This window comes from Undibacterium sp. CY21W (genome assembly GCF_014284265.1).
Lineage (GTDB): Bacteria > Pseudomonadota > Gammaproteobacteria > Burkholderiales > Burkholderiaceae_D > Undibacterium > Undibacterium aquatile.
Genome location: NZ_JACOGE010000001.1, coordinates 146,969 through 162,198 on the forward strand (window position 1 = coordinate 146,969; position 15,230 = coordinate 162,198).

The window sequence follows — 15,230 nt, forward strand, 5'->3', positions numbered from 1 at the left end:
ATAAGAAAAATTATTTACATTTATGCGATGTGGTGTTGGTCAGGCAGATGGATTGCAGTGATGGATATGTATGTAAAAAATTGTCTTTTTTTATGCCCAGAGTTAAGCTTAATTTTTGTAAATTAAATAAAAATTGGCAGGAGAGATAGTGATTACTGAAAGTATCGCGATTAAGGAGATCGTCGCCTACTGGTCGCACCAAGAAGATGAGTCAGGTCTCGCTATCGACTGGAGTGAGGCGCATGTACGTTGTTGGCGATGCGCCTACAAAGCAAAGCTTCAGCGTTGCCACATAATTCCAGCCTCACGTGGCGGCCCTGCTAGTGTGGAAAATCTAGTTTTGCTTTGTGGTCGCTGCCATCGTGAGGCGCCTAACGTCTCAGACTCTCGCTTAATGTGGATCTGGCTTCGTGCCAGCTGTCTGCCGTTCTACGATATGTATTGGACAGTCAGAGGTGCGGAGGAGTTTGAAAATATGTTCGGGAGGCTTCCATTTTCGACTTCGGAATTCTCGAAAGATATGAAGGATGTCGCTGTTGAGTTATTGCGTACTGAAATTGGTCGAGCGACTATTCATTGGGGCGAGGGGCGGTTAAACCCATCTACAATTGCGTCAATATTTGCGCTTGTGGAGGAAAAATTGACGGGGCTAGAGATCAAACGACCTGCTTCGTCTGCGATAAGTGATCGATTTTTTCGCTACCTTGAATGGCTTCCGCCTCGCTAATCAATTATAACCAACAAGCGAATATTGCACCCTACTCAACTTCGGCTACGGCGTCGGTGAACTTTGGCGTGAGAGTTACTTATGAACATTCAGACTGACTTACTAGATACAAGCAAAAATGACGCACTGCGGCAGTATGTTGAAACGATTGCGAAGGACATTGCAGAGAGCAATGCGCCTATGCCGCTTAAGAAGAGCAAAGAATATCCGAAAGGGGCAGGTGTGTACTGCATATTTCGTGATGGAACTCCAATATATGTCGGAGAGAGCGGTGATCTTCCTGCGCGTATGAAAGATCTTTTTCGGACGGTTAACCACTCATTCCGGAGATCCCTTGGTACGTATTTGTATGCGCAGAGGTCTAACTTCGTGGAGGCATCCTCTAGTAAGAAGTTCCCCTCGGAGCTAGAAGATGACCTTACGAAATACATGGAGTCAGAGTTGACGGTTGTTGTTACTCCAATTGTTCTTGGCCGAAAAGAGGTTGAGGAGGTGATCTACAAGAACTATCAACCGCAGTTCAATGTTCGTGGGCAGCGCGGTGATTGACTGTAAGCATCCGCTGCAGGAGCGACAGCTCTGAGTAGCCGCAGCCTCCCACCTCAAACATTAAACCACACAATCAACCATGTCCCGCACCCAAACCCTCCTCGTCGCTCTCGTCGTTCTGCTCTGCCTGTTGGCTTGGTCTGGCTGGCATCCTTATGACCGCGCGACGTGGCTGATGGAGGTGCTGCCGATATTCATCGTCGTGCCTGTGTTGATCGCAAGCTACACGCGTTTTCCGCTGACGCACTTGCTTTACATTTGTATTTTCGTGCATGCCGTTATTTTGCTGGTCGGCGGCGCGTATACCTATGCCAGAGTACCTTTTGGTTTCCAAATCGCCGAGGCGCTAGGTCTGCATCGCAATCCATACGACAAGATCGGCCACTTTGCCCAGGGATTTGTTCCGGCGCTGGCGGCGCGGGAAATTCTGCTTCGCGGTGGATATGTCCGTGCGGGAAAAATGCTGAGCTTTCTGGTGACCTGTGTTGTGCTCGCCATCAGCGCATCGTATGAACTCATCGAGTGGGCCGCTGCCATCTCGCTCGGGCAGGGCGCTGACGAATTTCTTGGTACTCAGGGTGATCCCTGGGATACACAATCCGACATGCTGTTCGCACTTATCGGGGCAGTTGTCGCACAAGCGGTACTGGCACGAACGCAAGACCGCCAGATAGTGCGCTTGCGAAACTCTGCATTCTCTTCTGAGGTGAACAATGGCTAAGCACCTGGCATCTGAAAAAATATTATGGCTCTCCGATGTTGAGGAGCATGACTATCCGGCAGCCGATTCTTATCTGAGAATTATCTACAACGATAAGAAAGTTGCTGACATGGTCGCCAGCCTCAGAAAGGCGGCTATCGTCGAGTTTAAATCCAAAGATATTTTCAGAGCATCGCAATTATCCTTGCTCGGCATCAGTAATTCCCACGTAGAGAAAGACAGAAAGAAAATCGCGAACGGCGTTGCCCTGTCGCCGCTGCTGCTGATCAGAGATGAAAGCAACGGCAAAGTGATTATCGCCGATGGCTACCACAGGCTTTGCGCGATCTATGGATTTGATGAGGATGCCATCATCCGTTGCAAGATCATTTGATGCCAACGCAGGGTGCGTTGCACGCACCATTTCACCTGATCCTTTTCAACATAGACATAACAATGACTTCCTACATTTGCATCATAAGATATCCTTACGAAGAGCCGTATCACTTAAATCTGGTGATGTCGATGTCGAATGGATCGGCTTCCGGCGTGCTTGAGTTTTACATCGGTGCGGATACGCTGATCGCCTGGGCTTTTGCATACGAGAAGTTTCCAAGGCACGCGCAAAGCGTTTATCTTTGGGAGGCAGGTTCTGAACGCCCCGAAGACAGGTTTGCTTATTACCTGCGTATGCAATTGTTCACGACCGATGCCTGGGGTCATAGCGCATTGCAAATTCGCTTTAACAATAATCAGGATTTGCCGGATCGCGAAATCGTCGATATGTGCATCCGGGCGGAACCCGCTCAGATCAATCAGCTTGGCGCTTTGTTCAAGCGCTTTTCGACACTGGAGCATCAGGTTTTGTATTGGTCGGGTTCAGAGGGGCAGTTATTTGAAACGATAGAACAGGCTGAACAATACGTTCCAGCCTACGCCTTACGACGCGGCTATCCGTTCATTTCCGTCAACGTGCAAGTGTAAAGGTACGTTGCGAAAAGGCTATGCCAACACTATCGCCTTTTGAACAGTTTTATGAATAATGCAATGTGACAAAACCAGTTCTTGGGCGACATGGGGTCGCCTGAATACACATCGGACCTATCATGACTCCAGCACTTAGCGTCATCATTATTTATGCGAAAGAGATGCAAAAAACGGCTGAGTTTTATCAGAAGTATTTTGATTTCGTTTCAACAGGAAAGGTCGTCGATGGCCTGATAGAGTTGACCGCACAGCACGGTGGCGCAAGTATCTTGATCCATCAGGCGGCAAAAAGCATCAAGCTGGGACAAGCGGGCGTGAAGCTCATGTTCGACGTTGAGCACGTCGAAGCCTTCAAGAAAAAATCGCTGGAATTGGGTCTGCAGTTTGGAAGTACGCATATTGCGAACGGCTATTCTTTCTCGAATGTGAAAGACCCGGATAACAATTCTGTGTGTATTTCCAGTCGCGCTTTTCGTCAGGATAAATAAGCCACCCGTGACGACGTTTCCATCTCAAATGCGCAGTAAATGCCATGTATTTCTCGTCTGCGCGTTATCTGCTATCTGCGCTGTATTTTGTAACGCAATATAAATACACGAACTAAATTTTTGCCTGATAGTCCATTCTTCTGTATTGAGTCTGAATGAAAGGCATTGCAATGCAAAGGAAATGGGACAGGCATGAAATTCTGCAATTACTTACGCTGTCTGCCACGTTGGCGGGTCTGAGCATCACGGCGTTAACCATCTTCAAAAAACAAGGCGCAGATAAATTCGCGGTGACGATTGCCGACGATATCCTGGCTGCAGTGTCATTGTGTTTTTTGCTGGCGACCTATTTATTTTTCTTTTCTTTGCGCACCAGAAATCCCTCGCTGGCCACAAAATTAGAGTTAATCGGCGACGTCATATTTTTGGTCGCATTAACCGGTATGGTCGCCACCGGTTTTATCATTTTGTATACCGTCTGGTAGCGCTGTTGGTACGGGTACGCGTCGTGTTTGTCAGTTGTGCCGGTTTATTGTCTCTGCTGTTTTGTCATTTGTTTTCCCCCGTTGATGTCCGTGGCCTTCGTGCCACATCAGAAAAAGGAGTAACAAAAATGAGCAACGAAAATCTCTTCCTTCAATTCAATAACGGCACCGCTGCGAGTTATGAGATTGAAATCAGGACGGCGCTGAAGAATTTCCAGAATGATTTTCTGACCTACCTGTCAACTGGAAAGCAACCACCGTCTGCGCTCAAGTCGTATGAAGTGAGGCAAAACGGCGTCAAGCTTTTTTTGGCGATTGATTTTTCTAAGATCACATCTGTGGCGATCAAAGATGATGGTGGTCGGCCTGCGTAATGGCATAGCGGTCAGGATGTAAAAAAGCGGGCGCCTCAGATGCGCCCGCTTTTTCAGAACTCCTCCTACGGAGGAGATGCGTTCTGGTTTTACTCCGCCAGCAAGCGTAGTTGAGCGACGCACAGCGCTTGAATGCCTGTGTTGATTTGTTTAGCTGTTTGTTTTTCACCATTGGTGCGCATGGCGCACCCTACTCCACTGCCCCCTTTGGTTCAACTTTTCCACTCTCCATTCAGGTCGTGATAATCGTCAGAGCCGCGAACATCTGGAAAGACTGGAGATTTAAGTGGCATAACCACTCGATCACTTGTCGTCGCTGCCCAACTATAGCGCGGGGTTCACCAGCCCTACTTGGCTTCTCTTGCTTTCTTTAGAAGCCAACTTCGCCTCCACTTCCGGCACGGGGGGTATATAAGTCCGCTTATTTCCACTTCTAAAATCAATTAAACTCGGATGTGAAACACAATGACTCAAATCATTGTCTAACAACTTTGTTTCAAAAATACTGAGTGTGACAAGCTTCGGCATTTTCGTAATAAATGAAATCGACTTCAAATCCGAACTGTTTGAAATGATTAAATATGAAAGGTTCACAAGCTTTTCTATCGCATCATATGATCCAATTTTTCTACAACCGTCAATCTCTAGCTTAGCAAGAGTTTGGGCGCAATGAATCAAGGCATCGATCTTCTCCAGTTTCCGAGCCATCGTTAATCTCAGGTCGACTAGACAGCTCGCAATCTCAAGACCATCCAAAGAACTAAAACCAGGTTGAATAAGCATAATATTCTTTAGCTTTGCCAAGTTAGGTAATGATCGGATAGGTTTGGAAAATTTTGAACATCCAAATGTATCTAGCAACGAGCAATTTTCCAAATTAGTCCAGAATTTCGACCACACTCCGCCGATTTCCTTTAAATTTCTCATTTTGGAAAAATTAAACTTCGTGTTCTCCACGCCAAAATTAATTTTTTCCAACCATTCAAACGATTCAAATAGTTGAATATTTTCAATATGGCACATGAGATGCAAATACCGAATCTTTATTCGATCAGGATGTGTGGTTATAGCCTCAATCAAATCTTCACTGTAATTTTTACGGCTTAAATAAAGACTTCGCATAGACGAATCTTCAGATATATACGAGAGACATTCGTCAATATTATCTATAGACACAACAATAAATTGATAACCTTTTGCACCTCTAATGATTTCAATCATTTTTCGTCCTTCTTTTTTGGAGGCAGGGGCGGAAGCTCACCGTCCTCAACGCGCTTTTTTGTTCCTGGTGAATCGATTTTATTATATAAATTTGACTCTTTGTTTTGCGTTAGTGATCCACCATGTTGGCGCGTACACAATATTGACCAGGCGCTTGGTTGTTGAGCACACAAGTTTGTTTCAGCAAGCGTAGGGTGCGCCGAGCGCACCATCCAATGAGCGACCACAATATAAAAAGCGTGGACATCAAATGCCCACGCTTTATCGGAATTCATCTCTGTTGACAAAGTGAGTTCTGGTTTTACTCCGCCAGCATTTCGCGTTTCACGCGGCGGGCGATTTCCCAGTCGAGCTCTTTATCGCGCTTTTTTTCCAGCGCGTCGATGTGGCGCAGTTTTTTGCCTTCGACAAATTCACCCGACAAAATCAGGCGTGGTTTGCTGTCGGCAGAGATCAGGCCTTGCGTTGCCCATGCCGAGCGTGGCAGGGTGGAGCCAGCGAAGATGCCGTAGTCTTTGCCGCAGTGTATGCCTTTTTCACCGATCACCGATTCACCGGCCTTGATGTATTTCGCCGCGTATAAAGTGGCGGCGGTTGCTATCCAGCGACCGGCGTGGATTTCACCAAACAGGCTGCTGAGTTCGCCTTTGGCGCGGATGCTGCCCCACGCGCTGATGTCGCCCTGACAGCCGATTGCACCCGCAGCGACATTGCCCTGACAGACGATTTCACCGGCAAACAAGCTGCCTTCGACTTCGATATTGGTTTCGCTGAAGACTTCGCCCTGGCAATTGCAATCACCGGCAACGTGGATCGCGCTGGCAGCCAGATGGCCGCCGACGAATTGCACTTCGCTGGCTTCGAGGTCGTCATCGAGTTGCAGATTGCCCTGACAATCGAGATCGGCGCAGGACAAATAACCCAGCCCCTGAATATCGCCAAAGCCGCCGAACACATCGTTGTGCTGCTGGCGGTCGAGTATCGCCGGATGCACCAGCAGATCGATAAAGTTCTCACCTTCTTTGAGTTTGCGCTGATCGAGTTCGAGCACGCGCGCCATCCATTCGGCATTGCAGCCGGTTTTGACGAGGAATTCGACATCGATATTACCGCCCGCATCGAGCGTCTGGCCGATGTACAGCGATTGCACCTGAATGTCGCCGGTGACGGTCAGTTTGCCGAGGCAAAACACTTCTTCGGCAATCAGGTCGCCGTCAATCAGCAGATCACCCCCGACGATCAGCTGGGTCGTGATGGTGACGTCACCCAGAATATGCACATCGCCGGTGCTGGAAAACTGCTTGCGTTTGAGCGTTTTGGCCTGAAATGGTTCGGGTGCTGCCGGAATCTCAGCAACAGGTTGGGCGGCAGATTTGGCGGCACGTTTAATCATGATGAACCTTAGAAGGTGAGGGTGGAAACAGAAATTGGCGCCATTATCCCAGAATCCGGCGGGCAGACGAAGAAATCCCGCGCTGATGCGCGCAGGTGGGGCAACAAAGAGGATGCGAATTTGGTCGCCGCTGCGCGCTTGCGACGTTAATGCGGAGTCGCTGCGTTACGCGGTTTTAGCGTTGCTTTATCCCTGCCTGGTGCTGCTGATGATGGTGCTGGCGACGTTGTTGATAGCGGCCTGTTTTGCCTGTTTATACCCAGCAAAAATGAAAAAAAGGGGGAGTATCTGCCATTTTACCCATTCATGTCCTTATAAACATTGGGCTTTAAAATATACTCCCCCCAGTATTATTTGGCCTCCCAGCCGCGTATTTGGGTTTGGTGCGGGTCAGCGCAGGCTAGTTCAGGCCAATGCAGGTCGGCGAGATTGCGGGCGGCGCTTAACTCGGCAAGGAGTTCAGGCGTCCGGCTTCGGCGAATTCGCGTATCTGCCGTATCGTGTCGATGTCGGCAGCCTGATAGGCGGAACGGCGATAGTCGTTGTACATCTCGTTTTCTTTGTCCTGCTCTTCGGTCGCGCCATCGTCGTATTGAAAGCGCACAAACAGCGAGTCTGGCTGTGGCTCTTCTATCGTCATACGCAACGATGACTGGCGTATCTCGCCTTGCGCGGCGATGTCGTAATGCACATGTTCCAGATGCACAAAACGCACGGCGTCGGTGACGCTCAGTTCGCCATATTTCAGGGTGCGCGTCATGCTGGCTTCGGTGCGGTCTTCGATCAGCGCATCGTCAAGGTAAGACACAAACAGCTTCGGTGACTCGGCACGCAGCACCAGCCCGCGCCACAATTGTTCGCGGGTGATGACTTCGGCTAAAGGATTCAGGATGTCGTTAATCTCGATTAAATGTTCGAATTTCATGGCAATGTCTCAATGTGGAATGCGCGCTAGTTTACTCTTCTTCTCAGTTTCGTAAGTCTTATTGAATTACCGGGCTTTCAAACCTGAGACATAAAAATTTAATTAAGACGAAATTGTCTCCCGTATAATGCCTTCAAATTTTCGCGCACCATAAAGAGTTGAATGTTTAGGATTGATGATGAAAAAATTTTTACCAAAAGACTGGATCAATTCCGCTGCATGGATTGATCAGGAAAACGCCAATATTGATGAATACGTTAAGCGTCATGGCGATAGCGTTGATTTTGACTTACATGAAAAATTAACGTTCTGGCGGGAAAAAGGATATGTCGCGTTTGAACAAGTCGTTCCGCACGATTTAATTGATGCCTTGGCTGGCGATATCGAGTATTTGCGTAAACATTATCGTGATTTCGAGCTTTACGCAGAACTCAGAGGTGTGATCAAACCAATTGGGGAATTTTCCGAAGAAGAGCTGGGTTTGGATGGGGTGAAATTCAATAGTATACAGACGGTATCTTTGGCTGCTGCGCGGCTCAGTCTGGTAAAAGAAGTGTCTTCTTTTTTAGGACATGTATTTCAATCACCCGCTTGCGCTTTGCAGTCACTTACTTTCTACAAGGGAAGCCAGCAGTCGATACATGTAGACTATCCGTACGTACGATGCCAGACGCAATTAGCGAAATTGGCAGCGAGCTGGATTCCTCTGGAAGATATTCAACCGGAAGCCGGCCCATTGGTCTATTACCCGGGTTCACACAAAACAGAGATAAGCGACTTTTTTGATTGGGGTGACGGTAGTATTTTATTTGAATCAGACAGTAAGCGTCAGCCCCACGAATTATCAGTTTACCTGGCTGAGCGAATGAAGAACGCCGGTATCGAACCAGAAGTATTCTGTCCTAAGAAGGGCGATGTATTTATATGGCACGGTAATTTATCGCATGAAGGAAGCAAGATTCTGAATGAGGAATTAACTCGCAGATCCTATGTGACGCACTTTACCTCGCTTGACGCATATCCACCGGAACACAAGCATCCATCTGCGAAAAACGGAAGCGGTGCAGTAGTAGAAAACGGTGGCTATTGTTTTGATTATCCGTGGCTGAAGCAAACAAATAAGTTGCCGAGCTGGACTATCTGACAATCGCTCCGCAGCACTGATGTCATCTGGTTTTCGAAAATATCATGATTTGTATCTGAGCCTGAGCGTACACAATAATATCTCCATGAAAATTCATGGAGATAATCCGGATATAACCCAGTTTTTTCGATGACTACGATGTCCCACGGCCTGAATACTCCCCAACGCAATGCAGTGAACTACATGGACGGCCCTTGTCTGGTGCTGGCCGGGGCGGGCTCGGGCAAAACGCGCGTGATCACGCAGAAAATCGTCAATCTCATCGAGTTGCATGGCTACGAGCCCAAGCATATCGCGGCGCTGACTTTTACCAATAAAGCCGCGCATGAAATGCAGGAGCGTATCGCCAAACTGCTGGCCGAACCGCGTCAGGCCAAGCAACTGACGGTCTCGACGTTTCACTCGCTGGGCGTGAAAATTTTGCGCCAGGAAGCGCAGGCGCTGGGGCTGAAAGACCGCTTTTCGATTATGGACAGCGACGATTGTTTTTCGCTGGTGCAGGATCTGGCGATTACCACCGACAAGCAATTAATCCGCCGGATTCAGACCGCGATGTCGCTGTGGAAAAACGCGCTGATCACGCCTGAGCTGGCCTTGAAGCAGGCCAAAGATGATGACGAAGCCACGGCGGCGCGCATTTATGCAAGCTATGTCGCCACGCTGTCGGCGTATCAGGCGGTGGATTTCGATGATCTGATCCGGTTGCCGGTTGAGCTGTTCCGCAGCAATGAACAGGTGCGCGACAAATGGCAGCGCCGTCTGCGTTATCTGCTGGTCGATGAATATCAGGACACCAATACCTGTCAATATGAACTGGTGAAATTGCTGGTCACCGGCATCGGCAAAAAGCCGATGTTTACTGCCGTGGGCGACGACGATCAGGCGATTTACGCGTGGCGCGGTGCGACCATAGAAAATCTGAAAACGCTGCAAGTCGATTTTCCGGATCTGGAAATTATCAAGCTCGAACAAAATTACCGTTCCAGCACCCGCATATTGCAAGCGGCGAATGCCGTGATCGGCAATAACCCCAAACTGTTTGAAAAATCGCTGTGGTCAGAACATGGCCTCGGCGATCCGGTTAAAGTGCTGGGCATGCAGGACGATGAGCAAGAAGCGGAGCAAGTCGCGATCATGATCTCGGCACATCGCTTTGAGCGGCGTGCCAACTATTCCGATTACGCGATACTGTATCGCGGCAATCATCAATCGCGTGTGATTGAGCAGGCGCTGCGGCGCGAACGGATTCCGTACACCATTTCCGGCGGCCAGAGTTTTTTTGATCGTGCTGAAATCAAAGACATCATTTCGTATCTGCGCCTGATTGCGAATGAAGATGATGATCCGGCGTTCATCCGTGCGATCACCACGCCGAAACGCGGCGTCGGTCAGGCGACGCTGGAAGTGCTGGGCGCATTCGCCGGGCAGTGGCAATGTTCGCTGTTCGCCGCCGTGTTTAAAGGCGGCATCGAAGCGAAACTGACTGATCGCCAGTTGCGCCCGCTGCGCGAATTCTGCACCTTCATCAATCAGGTTGAAGCGCATGCCCACCGCGAAGGTCATGCCAGCGAATTGCTGGATGATCTGATGAAGGAAATCAATTACGAAGGCTATTTGTACGACAGCTTCGATGACCGCGCCGCGCAAAACAAATGGCAGAACGTGCTCGATTTTACGCAGTGGCTGAAAACCAAAGGCAGCGGCGGTAAAGACGGCACTGACGATCACCGCAGCCTGCTCGATCTGACGCAGATGGTGGCGTTGATGTCGATGATGGAAGGCAAGGACGAAGAGCCTGATGCGGTGCGCATGTCCACCTTGCACGCGTCGAAAGGGCTGGAATATCCGCACGTGTTTCTGGTCGGCGTCGAAGAAGGCATTTTGCCGCATAAAGGCGACCCCGATACGCCGATAGAAATTCTGGCGGCACGCATAGAAGAAGAGCGTCGCCTGATGTATGTCGGCATCACGCGCGCGCAGCGCAGCCTGCACATCACCTGGTGCAAGAAGCGCAAACGCGCAGGTGTGCCCGTACATTGCGATCCATCACGCTTTATTAAAGAAATGAAACTCGACGAAGGCGACGCCGTCCCCACAGAAGCAGAAGCCCTGACACCGAAAGAACGGCTGGCAAACCTGAAAGCTTTATTGAGTCAGCCTAAATCAGAGTAGTTGGTATTTCGGTGCGATATCGTGCGTTGCTGATGCAGAAAAATGCCGGACAAATGCCTTGAATTTTGTTGACTAAAATAAAACAAAAAAAGAGAATGCTTCAGCGCAATGATGTGCGCAGCATTTTTTAAAGGGCGCTATGTCGCAAGTGTTAACTGAAAATACAAGCCCCGCCGGTTCTGGCGATCATCAGGCTCAAGAAATGATTGTCGCCAGTAATGGCAGCGTTGGCCTACCTGGTCAGGCGGTGAAGCAAACAATAGCGCATACCAATGAGCAGGCAATAAGTTCTGCCGATTTTGACTGGCGTCGCGAACTGCGTGAACTGGTCGCTTTTTTGCGTAAGCCCGTGCGCGGACATGCAACGGTACTGACACTCAGACAAGGATGGCGGCGCATCGCATTGATGCTGGCGCTGAATTTCTGCTTTATCGTTATCGTGACTTTACCAATCAATGCCGCGCTTTATCATTGGGCTGGTCTTGATGAGTCCGTAAAGAGCGACGCAACAAAAATCTCTGAATGGGGAACTGTTGCCTTGATCGGACCTTTGCTCGAAGAATTAGTTTTCAGGGCTGGCTTACGGCAGGTAAAGTACAGTTTATTTGTTGCCCCTGTGCTGATAGCAATGCTGCACGCAGACAAAATGTTTGTCCTGATCATGGCTGGCATATGGCTAAGCATTGCCGCAGCGGATGCGATACGTTTGCGGTACGCCGCATCTGCTGACAGCATTCGTTTTGCGCGTAGCCGAGCATTTATCCGACGTTATCCCTGTGTTTTCTGGATGTACGCCATCAGTTTTGGCCTGGCGCACATTTCCAATTTATATTCTACAAATGGTCGTGATTATTGGCTGGTCTTTGCCTTGAGCTCACAACTATTTGGTGGTGCATTGCTTGGCTATCTGCGATTGCGACAAGGTTTGCGCAGCGCAATCGCGTACCATGTATTGTTCAATGCATCGTGTTTATGTGCTGAGTTGTTGTTTCCTTAGTGGCACATTCTGCCCGCGACAGGAAAAGAGATAGCAGGTGCGTCAGTTGAGGTGCACTTTACCGACATTTTTTAATGGAAAAATGATGATGAATTTTTTATTGTTGAATCAGGGATTGAAGCGGGTTGCATCGGTGGTCGTTACCGCGCTGATTGCCACCCATGGTCTCGCCCTGGCTGCAGATGACACGCCCGCTAATGGCATTATGTGGGAAGTGAAATCGGCGACGAATACCGCGTATTTATTTGGTTCATTTCACCTCGCCAAAGCCAGCTTTTATCCTTTGCCTGCCGCAGTACAAAATGCGTATCAACAAGCCGATACGCTGGCAGTAGAAGTGGACGCCAGCGACCCGCAATTCAGTCGTAAGTTGATTCCTTTGCTGTCTTATGCCGCGCCGGACAAGCTGGAAAATCATCTGCAGAAAGCGACCTGGGAAAGTATGCAGAAGTTGTTGGGGGCTTCTGCCACGCAGTTTCAGAGCCTCAAACCGGCGATGGTGGCGACTGGCCTGATGATAGGCGTGGTGGCGCAGCAAGGCTATGATCCGGCACAGGGCATCGACCTGCACTTCATCAAAAGAGCAAAGAAAGACGGCAAGCAACTGGTGGAATTAGAAAGTCTGGAATTTCAGGCGCGTATGCTGGGTGGTCTGAGTGATGAAGATGGCGATGCGATGCTGTCGCAGACTTTACTCAGCCTCAGCAATGGCGATGCCGTGCGTGATACCGCGCTGATGGTGCAGGCATGGAAAGCCGGTGATGCCGAGGCGTTGGCGACGATACTGGAAGAAACGGCGAATAAAGATGCCGGGTCGCGCAAGATCATGAAGCTGTTGCTCGATGACCGCAATCCAGCGATGGCAGATCAGATCGTGGCCTTGATGAGCGCGGGAAAAAAAGTGATGATCGTGGTCGGCGCCGGGCACATTACCGGTAAAAACAGTATTACGGATTTGCTCAGACAGCGTGGTTTGCAGGTACGTCAGATGAAGCCGGAAACCGGTGCGCTGAACGTTTCATCCGCAACGACAGCCACAACCGCCACCGCGTCCACCGCAGTTTCAGCAACCGCACAAAAAAAGTAAGACATGACATTGAAGGCATTATCCACAGAAAAAAATTATCCTGATCTGCCGTGGGTCTCACTGGAATCGGTCAATGATGTTGAGGCATGGCTGGATTTGTATGATCGCGAATTGCAGCAACTCGCGGGTAAAAATCCACAGGCTGGTTATGGCGTGTGTTTTACCTTATTGCATGGTGGCGAAGTGTATCTGCACACCAATAGCGATGGCGATATTTTGCTCGATGTCACGCCGGATGCAGCGTGGGTGACGCCGGTACTGACTGCCGTGACACAAGTGTCGCCCCCGCGTGGGCAGATCTGGCTGGTGCCGGGGCAGGTGCTGATGCAATTGATACTGGGCTTGAATAGTCTGATTGCCACCAGCCGTCTGGTGGTGCAACATGAATACCGGATTGTGAAGCGTTGAGCTTGTACGTTGAGCTTGTAATATGGCGTAAAAAAAGCCTGATCTGACACGATCAGGCTTTTTTATTTCTGCGTCAGTATCTTCGTTATAAAAATCAGCTGACAACGCCGTTGCGATCTACCTTCACTACGCGTGAGCCGCCCGCTTTTTTGACATTCACCTGAGCTTCACAATTGCCGGTGACTTTGACGCTGGCGGTATCGAGTAATAAGTCCTGCGCGCGCAGATCACCTGTACCGCTGAGTCTGGCGGTCAGTTTTTTTGCCGTGCCATCAATAGTGACATCACCGCTGCGCGACATAATCAGCTCAGCCAGCGTCGCATTCTCTAGCGAGGTATGCAGATTGCCGGAGCCTGACAGGTCTGCCTTCAGACTTTGGCGTATGCTGTGTATGCGCAGGTCGCCGCTGCCATGGCTTTCGATGCGTACATCATCGGCATTGAGCTGGTTGGCTTTGACCTCGCCGGAACCACGCAGATTAAGATTGAGCACTGCAATATGGCCATGCAAGGCCAGATCGCCGGAGCCATTGAGCTGGATATTTGCCAGTGGTAATTGCGAGCTGTCGATATCGAGATCACCGGAGCCGGACGCATCGACCTGCAACTGTTGCATATCACCGTGCAGACTGATGTCGCCGGAACTGTTGCGGTGAATGTTGGCGGAGGCATTTTGCATCGCATCGACTTTCAGGCTGCCGTTACCATGCACTTCGGCAACGAGGGCGCCGGTCAACTGATGCATTCTGACATCGCCGGAACTGCGCATATTGACGTTGGCGCTGCCTAACTGTAATTGCCGCAGATCGATGTCGCCGCTGCCGCTGACGCTGAGATCGAGTTGTTTGATTTGCCCGCTGACTTTGATGTCGCCGGATGAAGTTTGCGTCAGTTCAAATTTCTCTGCCTGGATATTGTTCAGCTCGATATCGCCGCTGCCAGATTGCAGCAATTGTTGCAGCTGATTGGCGCTGATGCGGATATTCCCTTGCGGGCTGCCGCCTATCGTGACAGTCACATTTTTTTTACGGATGATCAGGCGCTGGTTTTCGACCACGGTTTCTATGTCCGGCAGCAATTTTTCATCGGCGGTGATTTCCAGTTCCGGTTGTCCGGATGTAATCACGAGATCGAGAAAACTGCGGTTTTCTATACTGGTAAAGGCGGTCAGCGTTCGTTTTTCGGTGACGGCTTTACCGCCGTTGATGGTTTTGCCGTTGCTGATATGTTTGCCGTCAATCTGGATGTCGCATCCGGCGAGCATCAGGATGAACAGGCTGGTCCAGGTGATAGATTTGAGCATGATATGAATGTGATCAATAATAGGTCGTACACAGGACATACGCAAAACTATCCGCTGGCGTGACGGCTTGACGCTGCGCACCGGCGTTTCCGGTGCTGCTTTCGTCGCCTATTTAGTCGGATCAATTTTGCAACAGGATGAAGTGTAATCTGAAAACTCCGGAGCGCATCAGCTGTTTGCGACAGAATGCAGAATCAGGATTATCAACGGTAAATTTTACAGATAGATTCACATCTGCCAGCCAGAGAAGTACACTATCTGTATAAGAAC

General features: G+C 49.6%; 18 protein-coding genes. 13 read left to right on the top strand and 5 right to left on the bottom strand.

The features are described 5' to 3' along the window. Positions 1-148 precede the first annotated feature (148 nt). The 8 genes from H8K29_RS00650 (at position 149) to H8K29_RS00685 (ending at position 4,310) form a co-directional block, all read left to right on the top strand. Positions 149-727: an HNH endonuclease signature motif containing protein gene (locus tag H8K29_RS00650; protein ID WP_186895990.1), complete on the top strand. Its 579-nt coding sequence runs from the start codon at positions 149-151 to the stop codon at positions 725-727. A gap of 81 nt (positions 728-808) precedes the next feature. Beyond that, entirely contained in the window at positions 809-1,276 is a 468-nt protein-coding gene (locus H8K29_RS00655) for a GIY-YIG nuclease family protein (RefSeq protein ID WP_186895991.1), read from the top strand. A 79-nt stretch (positions 1,277-1,355) separates the two neighbouring features. Further along, entirely contained in the window at positions 1,356-1,997 is a 642-nt protein-coding gene (locus H8K29_RS00660) for a DUF2238 domain-containing protein (RefSeq protein ID WP_186895992.1), read from the top strand. Then, a complete protein-coding gene (locus H8K29_RS00665; protein WP_186895993.1) occupies positions 1,990-2,370 on the top strand; it encodes a hypothetical protein in 381 nt (126 codons plus the stop codon). Before H8K29_RS00660 ends, H8K29_RS00665 begins: the two co-directional genes overlap by 8 nt. A 62-nt stretch (positions 2,371-2,432) precedes the next feature. Next, positions 2,433-2,960 (top strand): hypothetical protein, encoded by a 528-nt coding sequence (locus tag H8K29_RS00670; RefSeq protein ID WP_186895994.1) that lies wholly within the window; start codon positions 2,433-2,435, stop codon positions 2,958-2,960. Positions 2,961-3,082: 122 nt separating this feature from the next. Next, positions 3,083-3,451, top strand: coding sequence for a VOC family protein (locus H8K29_RS00675; RefSeq protein WP_186895995.1), 369 nt, complete (start codon positions 3,083-3,085; stop codon positions 3,449-3,451). Between the two features lie 155 nt (positions 3,452-3,606). Then, entirely contained in the window at positions 3,607-3,936 is a 330-nt protein-coding gene (locus H8K29_RS00680) for a hypothetical protein (protein WP_186895996.1), read from the top strand. 47 nt (positions 3,937-3,983) lie between these two features. After that, complete coding sequence (locus tag H8K29_RS00685) at positions 3,984-4,310, top strand: hypothetical protein (RefSeq protein ID WP_186895997.1); 327 nt, start codon at positions 3,984-3,986, stop codon at positions 4,308-4,310. A gap of 324 nt (positions 4,311-4,634) precedes the next feature. On the opposite strand, the gene H8K29_RS00690 is transcribed toward H8K29_RS00685, so the two are convergent. From H8K29_RS00690 to H8K29_RS00705, 4 genes are all read right to left on the bottom strand, one after another. Continuing rightward, positions 4,635-5,531 (bottom strand): hypothetical protein, encoded by an 897-nt coding sequence (locus tag H8K29_RS00690; protein ID WP_186895998.1) that lies wholly within the window; start codon positions 5,529-5,531, stop codon positions 4,635-4,637. Next, entirely contained in the window at positions 5,528-5,806 is a 279-nt protein-coding gene (locus H8K29_RS00695) for a hypothetical protein (protein WP_186895999.1), read from the bottom strand. Before H8K29_RS00695 ends, H8K29_RS00690 begins: the two co-directional genes overlap by 4 nt. 26 nt (positions 5,807-5,832) lie before the next feature. Beyond that, positions 5,833-6,924 carry a polymer-forming cytoskeletal protein gene (locus H8K29_RS00700; RefSeq protein WP_186896000.1) on the bottom strand — a complete coding sequence of 364 codons (1,092 nt, stop codon included), beginning with the start codon at positions 6,922-6,924 and terminating at the stop codon, positions 5,833-5,835. Between the two features lie 442 nt (positions 6,925-7,366). Next, the gene (locus H8K29_RS00705; protein WP_186896001.1) at positions 7,367-7,849 is read right to left on the bottom strand and encodes an SRPBCC family protein; all 483 of its coding nucleotides are present in this window, start codon (positions 7,847-7,849) and stop codon (positions 7,367-7,369) included. 178 nt (positions 7,850-8,027) lie between these two features. Here H8K29_RS00705 and H8K29_RS00710 point away from each other — a divergent pair, with 178 nt between their 5' ends. The 5 genes from H8K29_RS00710 (at position 8,028) to H8K29_RS00730 (ending at position 13,657) form a co-directional block, all read left to right on the top strand. After that, entirely contained in the window at positions 8,028-8,993 is a 966-nt protein-coding gene (locus H8K29_RS00710) for a phytanoyl-CoA dioxygenase family protein (RefSeq protein WP_186896002.1), read from the top strand. Positions 8,994-9,122: 129 nt separating this feature from the next. Then, entirely contained in the window at positions 9,123-11,165 is a 2,043-nt protein-coding gene (locus H8K29_RS00715) for a UvrD-helicase domain-containing protein (RefSeq protein ID WP_186896003.1), read from the top strand. A gap of 139 nt (positions 11,166-11,304) precedes the next feature. Beyond that, complete coding sequence (locus H8K29_RS00720; protein ID WP_186896004.1) at positions 11,305-12,162, top strand: type II CAAX prenyl endopeptidase Rce1 family protein; 858 nt, start codon at positions 11,305-11,307, stop codon at positions 12,160-12,162. Between the two features lie 85 nt (positions 12,163-12,247). After that, the gene (locus H8K29_RS00725; protein ID WP_186896005.1) at positions 12,248-13,249 is read left to right on the top strand and encodes a TraB/GumN family protein; all 1,002 of its coding nucleotides are present in this window, start codon (positions 12,248-12,250) and stop codon (positions 13,247-13,249) included. Between the two features lie 3 nt (positions 13,250-13,252). Further along, positions 13,253-13,657, top strand: coding sequence for a hypothetical protein (locus H8K29_RS00730; RefSeq protein WP_186884058.1), 405 nt, complete (start codon positions 13,253-13,255; stop codon positions 13,655-13,657). A 94-nt stretch (positions 13,658-13,751) separates the two neighbouring features. On the opposite strand, the gene H8K29_RS00735 is transcribed toward H8K29_RS00730, so the two are convergent. Next, positions 13,752-14,960 (bottom strand): GIN domain-containing protein, encoded by a 1,209-nt coding sequence (locus H8K29_RS00735; protein ID WP_186896006.1) that lies wholly within the window; start codon positions 14,958-14,960, stop codon positions 13,752-13,754. Positions 14,961-15,230: the final 270 nt, after the last annotated feature.

Bases quoted from the DNA above. Each gene is read 5' to 3' on its own strand.
- H8K29_RS00730 (WP_186884058.1), top strand. From the start codon at position 13,253: ATGACATTGAAGGCATTATCCACAGAAAAAAATTATCCTGATCTGCCG.
- H8K29_RS00735 (WP_186896006.1), bottom strand. From the start codon at position 14,960: ATGCTCAAATCTATCACCTGGACCAGCCTGTTCATCCTGATGCTCGCC.
- H8K29_RS00710 (WP_186896002.1), top strand. From the start codon at position 8,028: ATGAAAAAATTTTTACCAAAAGACTGGATCAATTCCGCTGCATGGATT.
- H8K29_RS00655 (WP_186895991.1), top strand. From the start codon at position 809: ATGAACATTCAGACTGACTTACTAGATACAAGCAAAAATGACGCACTG.
- H8K29_RS00695 (WP_186895999.1), bottom strand. From the start codon at position 5,806: ATGAATTCCGATAAAGCGTGGGCATTTGATGTCCACGCTTTTTATATT.
- H8K29_RS00725 (WP_186896005.1), top strand. From the start codon at position 12,248: ATGATGAATTTTTTATTGTTGAATCAGGGATTGAAGCGGGTTGCATCG.
- H8K29_RS00675 (WP_186895995.1), top strand. From the start codon at position 3,083: ATGACTCCAGCACTTAGCGTCATCATTATTTATGCGAAAGAGATGCAA.
- H8K29_RS00680 (WP_186895996.1), top strand. From the start codon at position 3,607: ATGAAAGGCATTGCAATGCAAAGGAAATGGGACAGGCATGAAATTCTG.
- H8K29_RS00660 (WP_186895992.1), top strand. From the start codon at position 1,356: ATGTCCCGCACCCAAACCCTCCTCGTCGCTCTCGTCGTTCTGCTCTGC.
- H8K29_RS00715 (WP_186896003.1), top strand. From the start codon at position 9,123: ATGACTACGATGTCCCACGGCCTGAATACTCCCCAACGCAATGCAGTG.
- H8K29_RS00665 (WP_186895993.1), top strand. From the start codon at position 1,990: ATGGCTAAGCACCTGGCATCTGAAAAAATATTATGGCTCTCCGATGTT.
- H8K29_RS00670 (WP_186895994.1), top strand. From the start codon at position 2,433: ATGACTTCCTACATTTGCATCATAAGATATCCTTACGAAGAGCCGTAT.
- H8K29_RS00705 (WP_186896001.1), bottom strand. From the start codon at position 7,849: ATGAAATTCGAACATTTAATCGAGATTAACGACATCCTGAATCCTTTA.
- H8K29_RS00720 (WP_186896004.1), top strand. From the start codon at position 11,305: ATGTCGCAAGTGTTAACTGAAAATACAAGCCCCGCCGGTTCTGGCGAT.
- H8K29_RS00700 (WP_186896000.1), bottom strand. From the start codon at position 6,924: ATGATTAAACGTGCCGCCAAATCTGCCGCCCAACCTGTTGCTGAGATT.
- H8K29_RS00690 (WP_186895998.1), bottom strand. From the start codon at position 5,531: ATGATTGAAATCATTAGAGGTGCAAAAGGTTATCAATTTATTGTTGTG.